This is a genomic window from Bacillus cereus group sp. BfR-BA-01349 (assembly GCF_022663795.1).
Lineage (GTDB): Bacteria > Bacillota > Bacilli > Bacillales > Bacillaceae_G > Bacillus_A > Bacillus_A cereus.
This window is the reverse complement of sequence record NZ_JAKUGE010000009.1, coordinates 50985-68230: the sequence shown is the minus strand read 5'-3', so window position 1 is coordinate 68230 and position 17246 is coordinate 50985. Positions and strand designations below refer to the sequence as shown.

Here is a 17246-nt window from a genome sequence, read left to right as displayed (position 1 = left end):
CTGACTTACGGTAACTTTCAGCCGACTTCATCGAGCTTCATACGATTGGATTCTTGCTAATCTAATCGCATGTCGAAGGATTAGAGGAAGCCCTTCAAGGCGTTACCCTTTCATTTGACTTCTCAGAATGACAGTTCACTGTTGAACTGTAAGTTCGACAATGCCTAAGCTTTTCACTTAGGAACGTGTCGCACCCCCCTCAGGATCAATAATTCCAGCGTAAACATTAGCTAAAGGCATCTCACGAGAAATTTTCATCTTCATGCCAACACTTTTACCGGAACCAGATACTCCAAAGAATCCCATGTTATAATTATCAGGACGATATGTTTCATTTCCAAATGAATTAATAAACTCTTTTTGATCAGTAATCATGTTAATTCCATAAGGAATTCCACCATGATATCGTCCAGAACCTGAAATATATGGGGCAAATGTGGATAAAGCCCTTCTGTCGATATTTCTATATGAATCACTTAAATAATTTTTCCCAAAAGGCAATCCGCTCTTATAGCCCTTTTTAATTCTTGAAAAAGCAGTTGCAAGTTTAATCGAAAAACCAGAAAGTGCATCTTCCAAAAACTCTGATGATTTATTTAAATTTTGTAATGAATCTGAGTATAAAATCACTTGAGAACTAACATTAAACATATCGTTCTCACCAAACTGAATTTCTTCCATTAACATCTCACAATCCGCAATTTTTGTTTGCAGATCATTTATTTGATCTATGTTCCCTTTTTTATTTTGCCAAGTTAAATTTGAAAGGAACATCGTTTGTTGTCTTTGTAGTCGTTTAATAGCCTCATTCTTTCTTACCTTATGAATATCAATTACAACGTCTACCTCACCCATGCTTAAAATATTGTTTAACCAATTTGTCTTTAATTTACGTGGATATCCATCTCTCGGAATATACATTGGCCTAAAATATGTTTGAGTCCCTAAAGATTGTTTTATGACACCATGATCTTCTGACTTAATTGCTATCCCATCTGGTGCAATTAAATCAATAAATGTAGGAACATTATCCATAAAATCATTTTTCTTATCCGCATCTTGTTCCTTTATTTGTTCTTGTTCATGTTCCTTTCCAGTATTATCAACATCTACTTCTTTATTTTTTTTTCTACGTTTTAATAGCTGCACTACCTAGTTCAACTCCTCACTTAATAGAATCAAATTTATTAGGCTGATTCATTCACTGCTGAAATCTTTTCTTTAGTCAATGTAACTCTTGAATCAGTTTGATCTGCAGTTACGTATAATGACATTTGTTCTTCTTCCTTTACGTTTTTAAACTTAGCTGTTAGTGCCTTTCTTCTATTGAAAGTGTGATAAAGTACTTCTACTATCCCATCATGAGCAAGAGGTTCCACGAACATATTCGCTGCTTGTAATTGGTTACTAGCATTAGACATCCTTCTCATTAATTCGTTATACGCCTTTTCCATTGCAACTTGTTCAAAGTCTTCACCATCTTGAACTTTAATACTGCTTGTCTTCACCTCATATGAAAACAGAAGGTATCTCTTTGTTTCATATCTTGGTGATTTATTTTGCCAATCTTCCAAATCCTTAACAACTGCTGCCCCATACTTCAATGCATTAAGCGGCATATCTCTTTGTTCAGTCATATTTCTCTTCATTTCATCTAGTTGTTCTGATAAATCTATAAACTTATTATGAATATAAGCTGTTGCTTGATAATTTAATGTAGCTAACCAAGATTCAAAAGATGAATCAATAGCTTCTTGTTCTGCTTGACTACGTAGATAATAGTTACAAGGGACAACTTCAGCCATCATTACATATCTGTAATTAACGCAACGAATCATTGTAAAATTAATGTCAACAATCTCATCGATTAATTCTTCAAATACATTAGGCTCTTGTTCAACATAATGAACTTCATTTTTTTGGGTACTTTTTGATTTTTTAGCTAATTTTTCTTCTAGCCCCTTTTTAGCTGCTAGAGTAGTCTCATTATTATTCCAGAACTTAAATTGTTCCGGAATAATTGGTTGCTTAGTAGCCATTCGGTAGACAACAAAGGCTATTAAACCTATACAGAGAATCACCAGTACATCCATTCAATTTTTCCTCCTATTCCTTTTTGCCTTTCCTCCATACACCATATTGTGATTTTTCCCCGAGCCGTACTAGCCAATAATAATCAGCAAACATGTTATATTTCTCAACCTTCCAAAAGGCTAAATAACCAATAATAGACAATACTGGTAAACTAGAAATTATCAATACCCCTATTCGAAAGTAAAAATCAATACCCTCAAATAGATCCCATATAATAGGTGCTACAGTATATAAAAATGAACCACCAATAATTAAATAAATTAATTGCCTCATCGATACCACGCCAAGTATTACTTTTTGTTCACTAGTCATATCTGCTGGTACTTGTTCAATTCGCATTTACATCCTCCTTTCAAAATCGAATTCTTCACTTGTAAACTTGAACTGAAAGATTTATTAAATTCCACCTATATAACCTGCAATATCGAAAGATTTATAAATGATATAAGCTCCTATTCCAGCCGAAATTAAACCAGCAATTGCTTTTGTTCTCTCATTTGCATTAGTTTGTGATAATGACAATTTAGAACCGGCGTATAATAAAGAACCAACCACAATAAATCCACCCATTCCTAAAAGAATAACCATTATTGAATTTAAATCTGAAACAAGACCCGCTTTACCACTTTTTGAGTTCTTAAAGATCATTCCAAACCATCCAACAATAGACATACATTTATATAGCATCCAACCACCAAAAATCGCGCAAATTAAGCCGATTATTCCATTAGTCCGCAGAGCAGGATTGCTAATCGATGCAGTAATTTTCATACCTGCAATAATAATGTTAGCTAAAACTACAAAGCCACCAACTGTTATTGCTAAAACTAATAAAGAGTTGAATTTCTTAAATGTATCTGAACTAGGCTTACTTCCCTGTTTTGAATCAAATACATTTATATCTTTAAAAGCTTCTAAATTATCTTCTGCCTTTTTCAAGTCTTCAGCATAAGCAATTGGGGGATGTATAACTCCTATTCCTAAAATGAGAATGAGAGTGGATATGCAAGAAATAGCCCACTTATTAAAACTAAACTTTCTATGCATTAAACCCCTTCTTTCAACTTCTTATGAAAAAAGATGGGTAAGAGAAATTCATTACACCCTTAGCCCATCTTTTTTGGAACGTGGATTTAATTAACCTCCAAATCCGCCGACCCATCCTGCAATAACTAAACATTTGTAGCAGATCCATCCACCAAAACAAGCTGCAACAAAACCACCAATAGCTTGTGTACGTGCTTGAGGATTTGTTTGTGCCATAGCAATTCTTGAACCTGCAAATAGTAGACATCCGATACAAAGGAATCCACTTATACCCATACCAAGGATTAACAGACCATTCATATCTTTGAAAATACCGGCTTTAGCATTATTTTGAACTGATACTTTCTGACCACCAGCATCAACGCCCTCGAATACCTTCGCTCCCGCTTCCGCAATAGGAGAAGAGGTAAACATGTTTTGTCCAGCAACTACCATTGCAGCAATCATTGAAATAGTAAGAAGTAACTTCTTAAACGGTTGTGATATTTTTTTTCTAAAAGGTTGTGTAAGTACTGACACAAACCCACCTCCAAATTTAATTAATAGTAAAGAGAATAAATACCTCTTAAAAACATTACGTAAATATATTAAACAAATTTTTTATTAGGTCATTCTATTTCCACCTTCCATTAAAAATTTAAATATTAGGAAGCCCTTCTGCTTCATTTGTGCATTATACTCACCGAGGGTCTAGTTTTTAATAGTAAATGGAAACTTTTTTTTAAAAGTAAAAAAAAGTTTTTTACTGTATATTAGAAACATAGAGAAAACAACATACAGTATATTTACTTAATATATAAATAATAAGGAGTGGATGATATGTTAGATGTAGCATTGAATTGTTTCGTAGGAAGAAAGATTGGTAGAGAATGTGGTCGTGTAGGGTTAATCTTCGGTTTAATTTTAATTGGTTCATTACTACTATTTCAGCATTATGCGCCATATATTTATTCTGTCTATTCTGCAAACACAGTAGAAACTATTTTAAAAGGGCTATTTCTTTTAATTATTGGATTTGGTACACTTTTACTTATCGTACCTATTATTATGGCAATTGGATCGTGTTTTTATCTTTTAATTCGTACAGTAGTTGGGGTACTAAAAGCATGAGAATAATTATTTATATTCAAAAATAAAACACCTATAAATATGGTAAGTCCCATATCAATAGGTGTTTTTTATTGTTGAAAAAAATTAAACAAATACAGTTTTATCAGTTTTCCACTAATATAATTATATTTTAATCAGTCTAATTAATTTTTCCTTTTGTACAATTGTATTCATTAATGTACAACTTTGTTGTATAGTCCACAACTTTCTTGTAATTATACAACCACTGTTAGCCTATCTTCACAACACTCGGTAATTTTTTGTTTATTAGCAAGTCATCAAGTCCCTTAGATTCATTTACATCCCAAATTGCTGCGTATAAATTTACACCAATTTCTTTTAACTCTTTAGAAAAGTTAAACAGGTGCATTTTTACAAATTTATTAGTAGTAGCGTCCATATCATAAGCAATGACAACTTTCTTTATGCCTTTTTCTTTAATTATTGGTAAAATTAATCGATACGTTTGTACACCTGGTAATGCGAATACATCAGTTCCAAAAGTATCTAATTTTTGATTTTTGAAAACTTCATTGTCTTTAAATTCATAAAGCATTTGTGCAATTCTATCCCCTTTTAATAAACCTTCAGTCACCCAAACTGTATCTCCTAATTCATATTCTTCACCCATTTGCCAATCTTTTAATCTTTGATAGGGTACTGCTAAATGTATAGGAAGTGGATTCCCTACACCTGTACCATTCTCTTTACCTGATGATGAAAGCCAGTAGTACTTTTGACCTTTTTTTAATTCGATGTTCCCAATGCTTACACCATTCAACTTAAAACACTTTTCCTTAAAATCTATTGGTCCTTCAAATACAATCTCGCCTTTATAAAGCACTTTAACCACATTTGGCTGTTTTACTATTTCTGCCTTAAAATCTGAATTAACAGGTGTTACCTTTAATTTATTAGTTACATTTTGAATTCTATATTGGAAACCTACAATCTGTTTTGTTATATCTCTACAAGGAATAAGAATTGAATCTTTACTACCACTCATAGTAATATATTTATCACCTTTATTCTTACCCTGAGCTGTATAAAATCCTGGTACTCCCAAAAATGTGTCTGGTTTTACTACAGAAACACTCTTTAATATATCATTTATTATTTGCCATGGTTTATCAGGAAAACTATTATATTGTCTTACTTCTATTTCTTCAGTAGTCATACAACGACTTGGTCCAGTTAAATGATCTAAATGTTTTTGATCAAGTTGGCATCTTTTTAACATAAGTTGATAAGCAATATTTAATTCCCTAATGGTATGTTTTTCTCTTTCTTTTACTACCTTAATTCTTGAAAAATCATAATCTGTATGTTTTTCAGCGTTTAAAAAATGCAGATAACCTGGGCATGTCCCATTATGACCAAAAGGTTTATCTGATTTTACTCGACAACAAACCACTCTATTTTTATCCTCATTAATCATACACATGTTTTCACTTCCGCAAATGTCACAAGGTGTATGATAATACTCAAACCAGCCTTTTAATTTTGGAATTGGTCGAAATTCTCTAACCATTTTATAAATCCCCCTTAATTTTTATTAATCACTATTTTTCAGATAAAATTCTCTAACTAATCTCTTCAATGAACGCAAAAAAGGCCCAAGGAATTTGTATAAAACGCAAACCCCAAAGGCCTAATATTTTTAAATTTAATAAAAAATACATAAGTTATTTATGTGTATATTCTATCAAATTCTTACTTTACTTTCTATGAATTCATAAATTTCTTTAGAAAAATTTCAATAGTGGATCTTACAGGTTTCTTTTCAAAAGTTAATACTTCTTTTTTATCACCAGTAATTTGCTCAAGCAATTTTACAAAATGGGGTTCAAGTTTATTGTAAACATGGTCTTGCTCAAGTAATGGTAAGGTTTTATATTGATTCTTATTAATCTCGATATGCATAGAGGGTAGTTTAGCAATTAAGGGAATTCCTAAACCTATTTCTAATAAATCCGGCTTACTAAATTGTAAATGTTCATTAAATATTAACTTACATGTAATTTTAGATTTTATTACCTTATCAATATATTCTTTCCATTCAAGAACACCAGATATATCATTATTTCCAATAATCCATAATTCATCTAAATGGGGTAGTATTTTTTCTGTATAAGGCTCCATTTTCCCTGTTGGAAGGTCAACTAATAAAAGATCATAGAATTTTAACCCTTCTATAAAGTATTCAAGTCTCTGTTCATTCCACTTTAGTTCTGTGTCTTCTTCAATAAATGGATAAAAGTGAATGCCCTTTATATCCCAGACAACTTGTTCGGGTTTCCCCTCTCCGTTTAAAAACTTACTATAGGTTAACCAATTCTTAGGCATATTACTAAAAAGAGATAATGAGCTTTTCTGCTTCATATTCGGTGTAATAGACTCTAAAACTCCTATAGGAAATGCATACTCAGATAAGTATAATGCCAGATTTATACTTAACGTTGTAACACCACTTCTATGTAAAGGTGACCATATTCCTATCGCCCTATGTGGTATGGTCTTTTTTTTATAAACAGGAATATTTATATGGTCGCGTAAATTGAAGATTCTTTTTTCAAACTGTTTTCTTTCAACAATGTATTCTTTAATTTCTTGTTTATCTATTGGTTTACCATTAGCAGTAAGTTTCAAATCGTCTGCTATTGCTTCTTTATGTTTTTCTATTTCTTTATGTCCTGCAGTATCAATATTAACCTCTGGGCCATTATTTGAATCTTCACTACCAAGTACTTGTTCTTGTTCTTGTTCTTGTTCTTGTTCTTCATTATTTTCTTTTTCAATTGATGCTATATTCTCCAATTTATTATCTAAATTGTTTATGTTTACACTGTCTTCATCATCATTAGACTCTTTTGGAATAAAATTTAGGTTATATATATCAGCACCATTATTTTTATCTTCTTCAATCGTTACTGAAAGTGTATTTGTATTCAATGAAAATGGACAATGCTCTTTCTCTACAACCTGCATTTCCTCAACAATTTCTACCGGGTAATCTAATGGTAAATTCATTAAACTATTTATATTTTCTTGTTTTAATTCTGAAATTAACAATCTAAATTGCTCTTCATCATTAGAAATAATTTTTAAAACCGGATCTTGATATTTATCAAGAGATTCTATAGCATTAATATCCTCAATTATTAAAATGAAGTGTTGGACGTCACTATAAAACATCTGCTTTAAACTACAATATCTTATATAGTCTTGATCACTACTATTCACATTTAAAATCAGTATTTTTACATCTTCTTTTGGCTCCTCTAAATCTTCAATACTACATTCTTCATAGTCCCATTTCGGAAAATGTTCTTCCAGGACCTCAATCATAAATTCCTTAAATTCTTCATCTATTGTATTTTGAATGATTACGTCCAAAGTTTCACCCTCTTTATTTACTGTTCTATACAGTTCTCTTTTGCAACAAATTCATTAAAACGACGAATAAGATTTGCGTTTAAAGGATATTTTTCATTCATTACACTTGATAAATAGTTAGGAGTAACACCTAACTTGTTTGCAACTTCTTCATTAGAAAAATTATGTCTCCTCATAAATAAAAGAATTTTTTCAATATCATTAACTGGTTTTATATCTAAATTCAATTTGTTATGCATTTAATTACAACCCCTTTTAAATAGTATTACTACCATATAAGATACTCATTTTAACCTCATATTTTAAGACTAATTTAATTAAAATTGTTGATATGATAAGAACTTCCCTCTATAATGAGCTTATTACAATATTTATTTATTATTTTTTACTAAAAACAGTTTAAGCCCTTGGGGTTTCGGAATTTATTAACAATCCGTTACCCTCAAGGGCTTTTTTGTGTTTTTTAGGGTTCTGAATATTGTTTTATTAGGTTTAATTACTGTATTAAATAAAACATTTAAAAATGAGGAGAGATAATTATGGAATTTACAATTAACAAACAAGAACTACTCAATAATTTGGTAAAGGTTGGTAAATACTCAGCACGAAGCACGAATTTACCCATTTTATGTGGTATCTATTTAAAGGCAACTGCTAATGAATTACAACTTGTAGCAAGCAATAAAGAGGATACAATCGTTAGTACTATATCAGAGATTCAAAATTTTAATGTAGTACAAGAGGGTGAAGTAGTTGTTCCTAAAACTATAACAGATATAGTAAAAAAGCTACCTAATGATACAGTATCATTCACCTTAGATAATAATAATTCACTTCACATTTCTAGTGGTAAAACAAAGTACAGTCTTAATACGTTATCTGCTAATGATTATCCAGATTTCACTACTAAGACTTTAAAGTTTCTTGTTTCTATATCACTAAAAAAATTACAAAGGTCTGTAGAGGCTACTTACTATTGTGCTGCCGAAAATCATTCTAAACCTCAATTAAAGGGGATAGAAATTTCAATTACAAATAAGGAGATAGCGTTTGCCGCAACAGATGCAAATACACTATCTAGAAGTACGATTCCAATAACAACTGATAGCAACACAGAAGAAAAGTTACTTTACTCATGTATAGTACCTTCTAGATGGCTCTATGATGCGATAAAGATGTTTGAAGAGGAAGAGATAGAATTAGGTTTTGAAGGTAATTCTGCTATCCTTCGTTCGAAAGACTTGCATATCAAAACCCAAATAATTGAGGGGAAATATCCTGATGTAGTTAAATTTATGGAGTTTGAGAAAACTGTTAAAACAACTATATCTACGGATAGATTGCAGTTAATGAATTCGCTGGAGCAGGTAAATGTTATTTGCTCAATGAACAATCCAAAGTCAGCGGCTTTATTGAATTTAGAGTTAAACTCTAAGGAGATTAGTTTATCAAATAATAATAAATCTCTAGGAGACGTCATCGTTAAAAACCCAATTGAAATAGAGGGAGAATCAATTCCTATTTCAATTGGATTTAGCATAGACTATATGCTTAGACATTTGAAAAGTATGCAAGCTGATGTTGTAAAAATCGGATTCATCGCTGAACAAAGTCCGCTAATTTTTCGAAATATAGATTCTGAAGATTTTAAGCTCATGTTACCAATAAGAATAGGATGATTAAGTAAAAGAGAAGGTACTACCACTTCTCTTTTTTTATATTTAGGAGGAAAGGTATTATGAAAAAGATATTTGATGGTCAAAAATTTATGAATAGCATACTTGAAAATAAAGTTCTATATAAAACACCCCAGTACTCTACTGGCGAACTAAAAGTAGCTACTCATTTACTTAACCAAGATAATGTTACCGATATGGATTTTACTACTTTTACAGATCGTGATATTGATGATGTTATTGACCATGTGCATGGATACTTAACTGATAACGGAGATAACGAATATTTATTAGAAGAACTCGTATCTCATCAACACGTAGCACCTACTATGGATCTGTATGAGGCATTAATAATAGTAAATCGTGAAAATTTAATTTTCCAACTAGATAATCAATATCATGCGGCTTCCTCGTTGTTAAGGAACGATATTAAGAAAACTTATAGAATAAATGATTCAGAGGAGATATTCATATGATACTTCGAGACTCTGAAGAAATCACTTTAATGTTGGACACATTATATTCTCTTAAGATAATAAATGCATTTGTTAACAATGGAGTAAAAAAAGAGGCGTTTAAACATTTCAACTTAATCTATGAGTATGGTCATTCCTCTGATGAAAGTCACGAAGTTTTCTTACAGGGTATTATAGGCCTTTTAAAAGAAAGTTTCGTTATAGACATTACTGAATACTTTTATGCAGCTAACCCAAGTGATTTAGATTTTAAAAACTTGATTCAATCTGCCCATAAAAAATACTCATTAAATTTACTAGATGTTCAAAGAATAATTGGCTCATTTCTAAGAGGATACTGCTTATGGAGTGAGGTTAAAGAAAGTAATTGTGAAGAATTAAAGAAGTTAGAAGATATTAAAATAGATGGTTTAAAAATAGTTAACATTAATAAAATAATAATTTTTTATTTAGATGAACATTATGTTTATGATGATACGTTGTCTTCAACAGCACATACATTTTGTGAAGAATGGATGGGGGTTTTTCAATGAAATTTATATATTCATTCTGTGATGAACCAGATAAATTACATGAGTCCAATTTAAAAATTATAGATAACAATATAGAAAGAGATAATTTTTATATAACACTAGAGGAGTTTATTCGCCTTGTCGCGGGATCATATGTACTGAAAGACAATGATACTTACAAGTCTACATTACTACCTAGAAATTGTATTCAATACACAACTAGTACCATAAATAAAACTTGGGAAATTATTTGTGATATTCCGGCCGACTATTATGATATAAAAGCATTTAATGATGATACAGCCTATATAGAAGTTGGTCTTCCAAGACTATTAATTAAGTATGAAATACAAGAAATAGAAGAGAATAAATTTACACTAAATAGAATTCACCTATATTCACTTAAAGGTACTTCTAGCGTAGAACAAAATACTACATTATATAAATTCCCGCTTTCAAATGTTGATAGTAATGGAAAAATGTGTACCGGTACTAATAGTACATATATATTTAAAAATTTTATAGAAATAGAGAATTTACACAATACGTTTCTTTTTCAGACTGTATTTACTAATGACTACTATAACGGCAGTAATGTAAGTAGTTATTCACTAGATAAGTTATTGGAGAATTTACAAGGGAAACCCTTCCCGGAAGAATGGCTTTATGAAAGAAATTTAAAATTAAAAGATATAATCTAGGAGGAAATATAATGAACCTATTTGATTGGATGGAAAAAGAGGAGACTAAAAATAATACTGAAGATGTAAAATCTACTAATATTTCATCTATTTCTCAAGAAGAACAATTAGAGGACAACAAATTAGAATCGCCACTTGAAACTAAAAATGAATCCCATAAACCTAATGAATCATCTAATACTTTAGAATTACAAACCGGAGAAATACAGGAAGAATCAAGTACTGTTGTTTTAACAACAATAAAGGATACTAAAGAGAATATCCCCGACAAGAAGAAAGATAGTGCATCTACCAAAAAGAAAGATTCATTTGTAATAGATGTAAAAACAACTATTCGTTATCAAGGTAAAAATACAGATCTTGTCTCTTTATTCACAGTTAAAGAAATTACAGAAGGCTTAACCAAAAAAGGATGTATCTCTCCAATAACCGAAAAGGATGTCATTAAAGCCTTAGAAAAAGAGCATCCTGAATTAGACCCTTCAATAGCTAAAATAATTTATATCCAAAAGAAAAATCTTTTAATCCCACATATACCAGGGAAAAAAAATGGATTGAATAATAAACAACCTTCTGCTCCTAACGAGTCAGAAGGTGTTTTTCAATTAAAAATATTAAGAAATAGACTATATTTATGTAATGAAAAAAATAAAAAACAAGTTACTATACCTGAGAGATTAATATATGATTTTATTAAATTGTCTAGAAGTTTTAGCAATGAATTCAGTGTGGAAGTAAAAGGTGAAATATATTATGACTTATCATCTAATAGTTATAAACTATTTATTCCTCGTCAGAGAGTTACTCATACACTTATTGAAGTAAATGAGTTAACTCCAAAAGAGGCCTTACTTTTTTGTGAAATGATAAAAGTTATGGAGATTCATTCCCATCATATTTATTCGCCTATTCCATCTAAAATAGATAATGAACATGACCGATCTAGAGGGCTATATTATGCAATTATTGGTGATATACAAAATCTATTCCCTAGTATCACGGTACGTATATTAAATAGTGACAGTGGGGATTATGAATATTTGGATCCAATAGAAATTATTAGTAGAGAAACAATAGCTTCATCAATGACGCCACAAGTTGTTATAGGAGAGGAAAGATAAATGAAAAAAATTTATCATGTCCTAGAACATTTAACAGATTTTGACCCCTCTAAAACAGATGTAAACTATCGACTATTTATCCTTGGATGTGGAGGTACTGGAGGCTATGTGGCTCAACACGTTGCGCAAATACGCAAACTTATTAGCCCTAAATCCGAAATATTTTTAATTGATCCAGACATCGTAGAACGCAAGAATTTAAATAATCAATTATTTGTCGAAAGAGATATAGGAAAAACAAAGGCATCTGTGTTAAAAGAACGTTATACAGTTGCGTATAATATGAGAATTAGTATTCACGATGCACATTATATTGAGACTCTAGAACAACTAAATGAAATAGTTAAATGTACAAATTATATACCAACTGATAACTATAGATATAAGATAACCTTTAATGTAATTATAGGATGTGTAGACAATAACTTTACACGTAGATTAATTAACCAATATTTTAATCAAGTTGAAAATATAATATATATAGATGCTGGTGTAGAAGGAGGAACCATTCCTCAAGGTAAAACTTTAGCAGATATGTCTACATGGACTGTTGAAGAAAAAGAAAGATACTTAGAAAGCGGATATGTTGGACAGGTTTGTGTAGGTGTTAGAGCAAATGGTAAAACAATTCTTCCACCTGTTTGCGAAGTCTTTCCAAATTTATTAATAGAAGCTGCAGATGAGTTAAAACCAAGTGAATCCTGTAGTTCTTTATTACAAAGCGAACCACAACGTCTTATTACAAACCGATATGCTGCACTAGTTATTGCAGGCTATATAAACGAACTGTTTTCTACAGACACCATTAGAAATCATTACACAGTATTCAATAGTAGAGATAATTCAAGCTCTCCATCTCCACTACCTACTGAAGAAGACTTAGAGATTTTTAAAGCTATCCAGGAAGAAACAATGCGTAACTAATTTACGTTACTTATATAAGTTACTTATATTTGTTACCTATAAAAAGATTGATTTAACAATACTAAATACAAACATAAATAAAAAGATAGGTCATATATTATCTATGATAATATGAGTGACCTATCTTTTTTATTCAAATTTATTAGGGTTATATTGAATTAGTGTATTTGAAGTGTATATTGTGAGCGTCATGATGATGTTCTCATATAAGGTGTTAGTTTGTTTAACCATTTGCTCGTGTACAAGTGCCTGTATTGGAAAAATTTCTTTATCAGGTACAAATTCACTTAGTTTAATATTAATATGGTAATTATCATAGAGAGAACTTATATTCTCCACACCTTCATACATAACAAAATTTGAATGAGCATAATTAGTTTCTTCACTAGAATACTTCATTATCTGGATTTCACCCATTTTAGTATCCCTTACTTTAAAGCTCGACCATTTATGGATTTCCCACAATTCAGAGTTATCATTTCCAATTAAACAAATTGCATACATCTGTGGATTTAAAAACAAAACATCATCTACACGATGAAGAATACCATATTTGCCTTCTTCTCTAATTTCAACAGATCTACTTTTTCTTTCGTTTTTAAATGCATAAAACGCTCCTAAACAAGCAATATCAACCTTGATTTGTTCAAGACTGCCTAGTATATTTTTATTCTCTTTTAAGATCCATTCTTCAAACTTCTTAGTATTGTGATCTTCTAATGATTTTATTAATCCATCTGTAGCCCTTTCAATCATACTTGGGATTTGTTGAAGAATAATACCATCTGGCTGCACAAAATGGTCATCCTTTACAAGAATGTCCTCAGAAGTTACAAATTGTTTACCTATAAAGTACCCTTGATACAATACCGATGATAGGTACTCATAGAAGTAATCTTTTAATAGGTGTTTAATTGAAGGATCCTTCACCTTATTTTCTAGCTTATAATAGTAGAATTGAAAATAATCTAAAAACCCATTCTTGAATTCATCTTGCTCCCATAGATGTTTTAATTGAATGTTGCATTCTTTTAAAAGATTCTTTTCCTTTTCAGTAAGTTCTTCATTGTATACTTCTGAAGTTCCTGTTCCTTCTAACACGGTATTTTCAATTAAAATTTGTTCATTTATACCTCGATTCATAAAAAACAACCTCTTTTCTTCCTTATTATATTGTCCTTAATTAAATTTAATTGGTGGACTTGCTTCTTCGTCACCCAATAACCAGGTATCGTCTTTACTTTTATGTAATGTAATTTTAAAATATTTTTCGGCTCCTGTTACTGTATAAACTTTACGATAAACATAAGCAATATTAGGGTCTTCTTCTGAATAGCTCACTTCAGATAACTCAAAATCTGCGTAATCTAAAGCAGTAGGATTTATTAATTTTTGAAGGTTTTTTACAGCTTCCAAATCATCATCTACATTACCTGTACCAAGATTTTTCTTTAAATAACTAGAACCATAATCATATACAAAATTTAGATAGTCTTCCGGTTTAATTTCTCCTCTGTAGTACCTATATTGCGTTCGAGCTGCAAAATTCGCAAATTCTTGAGGATCTTTATATGCATCTCTTACTTCGAAATCTAACTTCCCATATTTACGTACCTCTTTATATGGATTTTCCTTTAGGACCTTATCTACATCCACCGCCTGTTTTTCATATTTATTTTTCCATTCTTGAATTTGTTCATCATAAGTTAAATTTTTGTCTTTTGCTTTTTCCTGCTTAGCTTCCTTTTTAGCTTCATCAACACTAGAATCTAGGCGTGAAGATGAACAACCACTAGCAAAAACAACTGATATAACAGCAAACGATGTAAGGAGTACCTTTAATTTCACTCTAATCATTCCTTTATCTAAAGAATACTTGCCCAATCCCTGTCCTTTTAACGTTAATAGGAATCTTAGCATCAAATCCCCAATCAATAGGAAGTAATTTAAATACTTGAAATTCATAACTCCCTTTAATAGCAATCTCCATTGGAGTATTATGTTCTACTTTTCCTTTTGTAAATTGATAAGACCAATGATCAGGATACATATGATTTTCGTTTAGTTGGCTTTTCAAATATGGTTCTACATCTACTTTTTGCTGATTATAAGAGTATTGAAATCCACCCATACGTTCTGCGATTTTAAGCGTGCTTGAAGCTGTATTTTGAGCTTTAACATAATATGCACCATACATAATAAATTCAGCAATTATTAGAATAAAGAACAACCACATTATCATGGTAAGCCCCTTGGCTAGCGTTTCTGACATTATATACTCATCTCCTTTTAGCTCGATAGAAAAAAAAGCAATCCCTAAAGAAGTATAGAGATCGCTTTTTTAACTTCAAAAGGCTGTTTTAAGAATTCCAGGCCTTATTTAGTTCTTTCCACCCCAGCCACTAGCTGGACCTAATGGGTTGTCCACTTTAACATCAGATGAACCACTTGTTGCCGCGGTAGTAAATTTCTTCATAATATTTGAAAATGCAATTTTAATTTGTGGGAAAATTAATGCCCCAAGACCAATTACTAACAACACAACAAACAAATTATGCATTCCTGATTCATTTGAAACTTGTGATTTTTCATTTTTTAACCATGCTTTTGCTTTTAACGCAGTATTATACATAATTACAAACTCCAACCTGAAGCTTTTCCTAGTGGATCGCTAACTTTAACATCGGAAGAACCACTTGTTGCTGCTGTAGTAAATTTACTCATAATATTTGTAAATGCAATCTTAATTTGTGGGAAGATTAATGCCCCTAAACCAATTACCAATAACACTACGAACAAATTATGCATTCCTGATTCGTTTGAAACTTGTGATTTCTCATTTTGTAACCATGCTTTTGCTTTTAACATTTTACTTTTCATTCTAGGTATTCCCCCTAAGGTTTTTAATAGTAGATTTACTTCTTAACTAAATGACGTTTATAAACTCCAGCCTGATGCTTTACCCATTGGATCATTAACCTTTACGTCAGAAGAACCACTTGTTGCTGCTGTTGTAAATTTACTCATAATATTTGTAAATGCAATTTTAATTTGTGGGAAGATTAATGCTCCTAAACCAATTACCAATAATACTACGAATAAATTATGCATTCCTGACTCGTTTGAAACTTGTGATTTTTCATTTTGTAACCATGCTTTTGCTTTTAACATTTTATTTTTCATTTCATATGCTCCCTTTAATTAGCTAGATTGTATTTTTCGTATAGAATTAATATTGAAATTTAATATGGGCCAATTTAAATTTGAGCAACACCTCCTTGAATATGCACATCTCCGCAAATTAGATTGAACTAAATGCTGATACTAATGTAACTCCAACTATTGTAAATGGTACGATTAAAATACAACCTACAGTTACTACATTGTACTTATTCATTAATAGTGGTCTAGCTGAAATTAGAGCGTTATAGTTTTGATCCCGTAATTTTCTAGAAACATCAATTTGTTGTTGAATAATTTCTCTACCTTTTACTGGGTCAACATTAATCGCTTGTTGTAGTGCTATTACAAAGGTATGAGCTTCTGGTATGTCCAGCTTCTCAGCGAAATTTTTGAATGGCTTATTAGACCCTTGAAATGTTTCCATTTCGATTATTAATTCCTCAACAAAAGGTCTAAGATACGGTCCTGCCATTTCTTTTGAACCTTTCACAGCATCATATGTAGTGAAAGCTTGTAACCGTACTCCAAGTGGCATTAAATAACTAGGAAGTTCAAATTTCCTTCTTTCCTTTGCTAATTTCAATCTCTTTTTAAGATTATAGTCTGGATAGAAATAGGTAAGAATTGAACCAGCTGCCATAATTAAAATAATCGTATTGTCATATGCCATTCCAATAAAGAGTAAAAATATAAAACATATTACTGGATAGAGTATTTTATACATATAAAAACTAGCAGGATCCATACTCATATTGGCTTCTTTAAATTTTCTTCTTAATTCTTCCTCTTTAGAGGCAGAAATCTTAATTTTACTATTTGTTAATTTTAATAGCGGTGTTAAGTACTTTTCTAATTGTGTCTGTTGTGATGCTTGAGATTTTTCTTTTTCGATTTCTTCCACAAATTTTAAATAATTATTATTTTGACTACCCTTTTTACTTGTGAGGGTAAGTACAGCAAAGAAAACTATCGCGAATAGTAAAATATAAACAAACAATGGTATTTG

At 30.9% G+C, this 17246-nt stretch carries 22 protein-coding genes; 7 read left to right on the top strand and 15 right to left on the bottom strand.

Annotation, left to right across the window (positions count from 1 at the left end):
• Positions 1-177: 177 nt before the first annotated feature.
• From MR169_RS07460 to MR169_RS07440, 5 genes are all read right to left on the bottom strand, one after another.
• Positions 178-1149, bottom strand: coding sequence for a hypothetical protein (locus MR169_RS07460; RefSeq protein WP_242319193.1), 972 nt, complete (start codon positions 1147-1149; stop codon positions 178-180).
• Between the two features lie 38 nt (positions 1150-1187).
• The gene (locus tag MR169_RS07455; protein WP_242319192.1) at positions 1188-2093 is read right to left on the bottom strand and encodes a hypothetical protein; all 906 of its coding nucleotides are present in this window, start codon (positions 2091-2093) and stop codon (positions 1188-1190) included.
• A 13-nt stretch (positions 2094-2106) separates the two neighbouring features.
• Complete coding sequence (locus tag MR169_RS07450) at positions 2107-2433, bottom strand: PrgI family mobile element protein (RefSeq protein WP_001217717.1); 327 nt, start codon at positions 2431-2433, stop codon at positions 2107-2109.
• A 57-nt stretch (positions 2434-2490) separates the two neighbouring features.
• Complete coding sequence (locus tag MR169_RS07445; protein ID WP_000554818.1) at positions 2491-3141, bottom strand: hypothetical protein; 651 nt, start codon at positions 3139-3141, stop codon at positions 2491-2493.
• A gap of 90 nt (positions 3142-3231) precedes the next feature.
• On the bottom strand, positions 3232-3660 hold the full coding sequence (locus tag MR169_RS07440) for a hypothetical protein (RefSeq protein ID WP_000115126.1): 429 nt from the start codon (positions 3658-3660) through the stop codon (positions 3232-3234).
• Between the two features lie 300 nt (positions 3661-3960).
• Between MR169_RS07440 and MR169_RS07435 the strand changes: the two genes are divergently transcribed.
• Complete coding sequence (locus MR169_RS07435; RefSeq protein ID WP_000887687.1) at positions 3961-4251, top strand: hypothetical protein; 291 nt, start codon at positions 3961-3963, stop codon at positions 4249-4251.
• Positions 4252-4480: 229 nt separating this feature from the next.
• Here the strand turns inward: MR169_RS07435 and MR169_RS07430 are convergent, their stop codons facing one another.
• From MR169_RS07430 to MR169_RS07420, 3 genes are all read right to left on the bottom strand, one after another.
• The gene (locus MR169_RS07430) at positions 4481-5782 is read right to left on the bottom strand and encodes a DUF3854 domain-containing protein (RefSeq protein WP_242319191.1); all 1302 of its coding nucleotides are present in this window, start codon (positions 5780-5782) and stop codon (positions 4481-4483) included.
• A 194-nt stretch (positions 5783-5976) separates the two neighbouring features.
• Positions 5977-7647 carry a hypothetical protein gene (locus tag MR169_RS07425; RefSeq protein ID WP_242319190.1) on the bottom strand — a complete coding sequence of 557 codons (1671 nt, stop codon included), beginning with the start codon at positions 7645-7647 and terminating at the stop codon, positions 5977-5979.
• A 17-nt stretch (positions 7648-7664) separates the two neighbouring features.
• Positions 7665-7886, bottom strand: a complete 222-nt coding sequence (locus MR169_RS07420) for a helix-turn-helix domain-containing protein (protein ID WP_000551639.1) — start codon at positions 7884-7886, stop codon at positions 7665-7667.
• Positions 7887-8186: 300 nt separating this feature from the next.
• On the opposite strand from MR169_RS07420, the gene dnaN reads away from it, so the two are divergent.
• From dnaN to MR169_RS07390, 6 genes are read left to right on the top strand one after another with little or no spacing between them, the layout of a single operon-like run.
• Positions 8187-9326 (top strand): DNA polymerase III subunit beta, encoded by a 1140-nt coding sequence (dnaN, locus tag MR169_RS07415; protein ID WP_242319189.1) that lies wholly within the window; start codon positions 8187-8189, stop codon positions 9324-9326.
• A gap of 59 nt (positions 9327-9385) precedes the next feature.
• Complete coding sequence (locus MR169_RS07410; protein ID WP_000717986.1) at positions 9386-9799, top strand: hypothetical protein; 414 nt, start codon at positions 9386-9388, stop codon at positions 9797-9799.
• Positions 9796-10332 carry a hypothetical protein gene (locus MR169_RS07405; protein WP_242319188.1) on the top strand — a complete coding sequence of 179 codons (537 nt, stop codon included), beginning with the start codon at positions 9796-9798 and terminating at the stop codon, positions 10330-10332. Before MR169_RS07410 ends, MR169_RS07405 begins: the two co-directional genes overlap by 4 nt.
• Entirely contained in the window at positions 10329-11012 is a 684-nt protein-coding gene (locus MR169_RS07400) for a hypothetical protein (protein WP_000668946.1), read from the top strand. The genes MR169_RS07405 and MR169_RS07400 overlap by 4 nt, the downstream gene beginning before the upstream one ends.
• Before the next feature lie 11 nt (positions 11013-11023).
• The gene (locus MR169_RS07395; protein ID WP_242319187.1) at positions 11024-12133 is read left to right on the top strand and encodes a hypothetical protein; all 1110 of its coding nucleotides are present in this window, start codon (positions 11024-11026) and stop codon (positions 12131-12133) included.
• Positions 12134-13057, top strand: coding sequence for a ThiF family adenylyltransferase (locus MR169_RS07390; protein WP_098985337.1), 924 nt, complete (start codon positions 12134-12136; stop codon positions 13055-13057).
• Between the two features lie 129 nt (positions 13058-13186).
• On the opposite strand, the gene MR169_RS07385 is transcribed toward MR169_RS07390, so the two are convergent.
• The 7 genes from MR169_RS07385 to MR169_RS07355 all read right to left on the bottom strand — a co-directional run bounded on the left by MR169_RS07385 (position 13187) and on the right by MR169_RS07355 (position 17141).
• Positions 13187-14200, bottom strand: coding sequence for a hypothetical protein (locus MR169_RS07385; RefSeq protein WP_242319186.1), 1014 nt, complete (start codon positions 14198-14200; stop codon positions 13187-13189).
• A 36-nt stretch (positions 14201-14236) separates the two neighbouring features.
• A complete protein-coding gene (locus MR169_RS07380) occupies positions 14237-14914 on the bottom strand; it encodes a hypothetical protein (protein ID WP_232305195.1) in 678 nt (225 codons plus the stop codon).
• 4 nt (positions 14915-14918) lie between these two features.
• On the bottom strand, positions 14919-15329 hold the full coding sequence (locus tag MR169_RS07375) for a DUF4320 family protein (RefSeq protein WP_000005089.1): 411 nt from the start codon (positions 15327-15329) through the stop codon (positions 14919-14921).
• A 108-nt stretch (positions 15330-15437) separates the two neighbouring features.
• On the bottom strand, positions 15438-15689 hold the full coding sequence (locus tag MR169_RS07370; RefSeq protein WP_000282847.1) for a hypothetical protein: 252 nt from the start codon (positions 15687-15689) through the stop codon (positions 15438-15440).
• A gap of 2 nt (positions 15690-15691) precedes the next feature.
• Positions 15692-15937 (bottom strand): hypothetical protein, encoded by a 246-nt coding sequence (locus tag MR169_RS07365; RefSeq protein WP_000837603.1) that lies wholly within the window; start codon positions 15935-15937, stop codon positions 15692-15694.
• A 57-nt stretch (positions 15938-15994) separates the two neighbouring features.
• The gene (locus MR169_RS07360; protein WP_000791819.1) at positions 15995-16240 is read right to left on the bottom strand and encodes a hypothetical protein; all 246 of its coding nucleotides are present in this window, start codon (positions 16238-16240) and stop codon (positions 15995-15997) included.
• 118 nt (positions 16241-16358) lie between these two features.
• The gene (locus tag MR169_RS07355; protein WP_232305192.1) at positions 16359-17141 is read right to left on the bottom strand and encodes a hypothetical protein; all 783 of its coding nucleotides are present in this window, start codon (positions 17139-17141) and stop codon (positions 16359-16361) included.
• Positions 17142-17246: the final 105 nt, after the last annotated feature.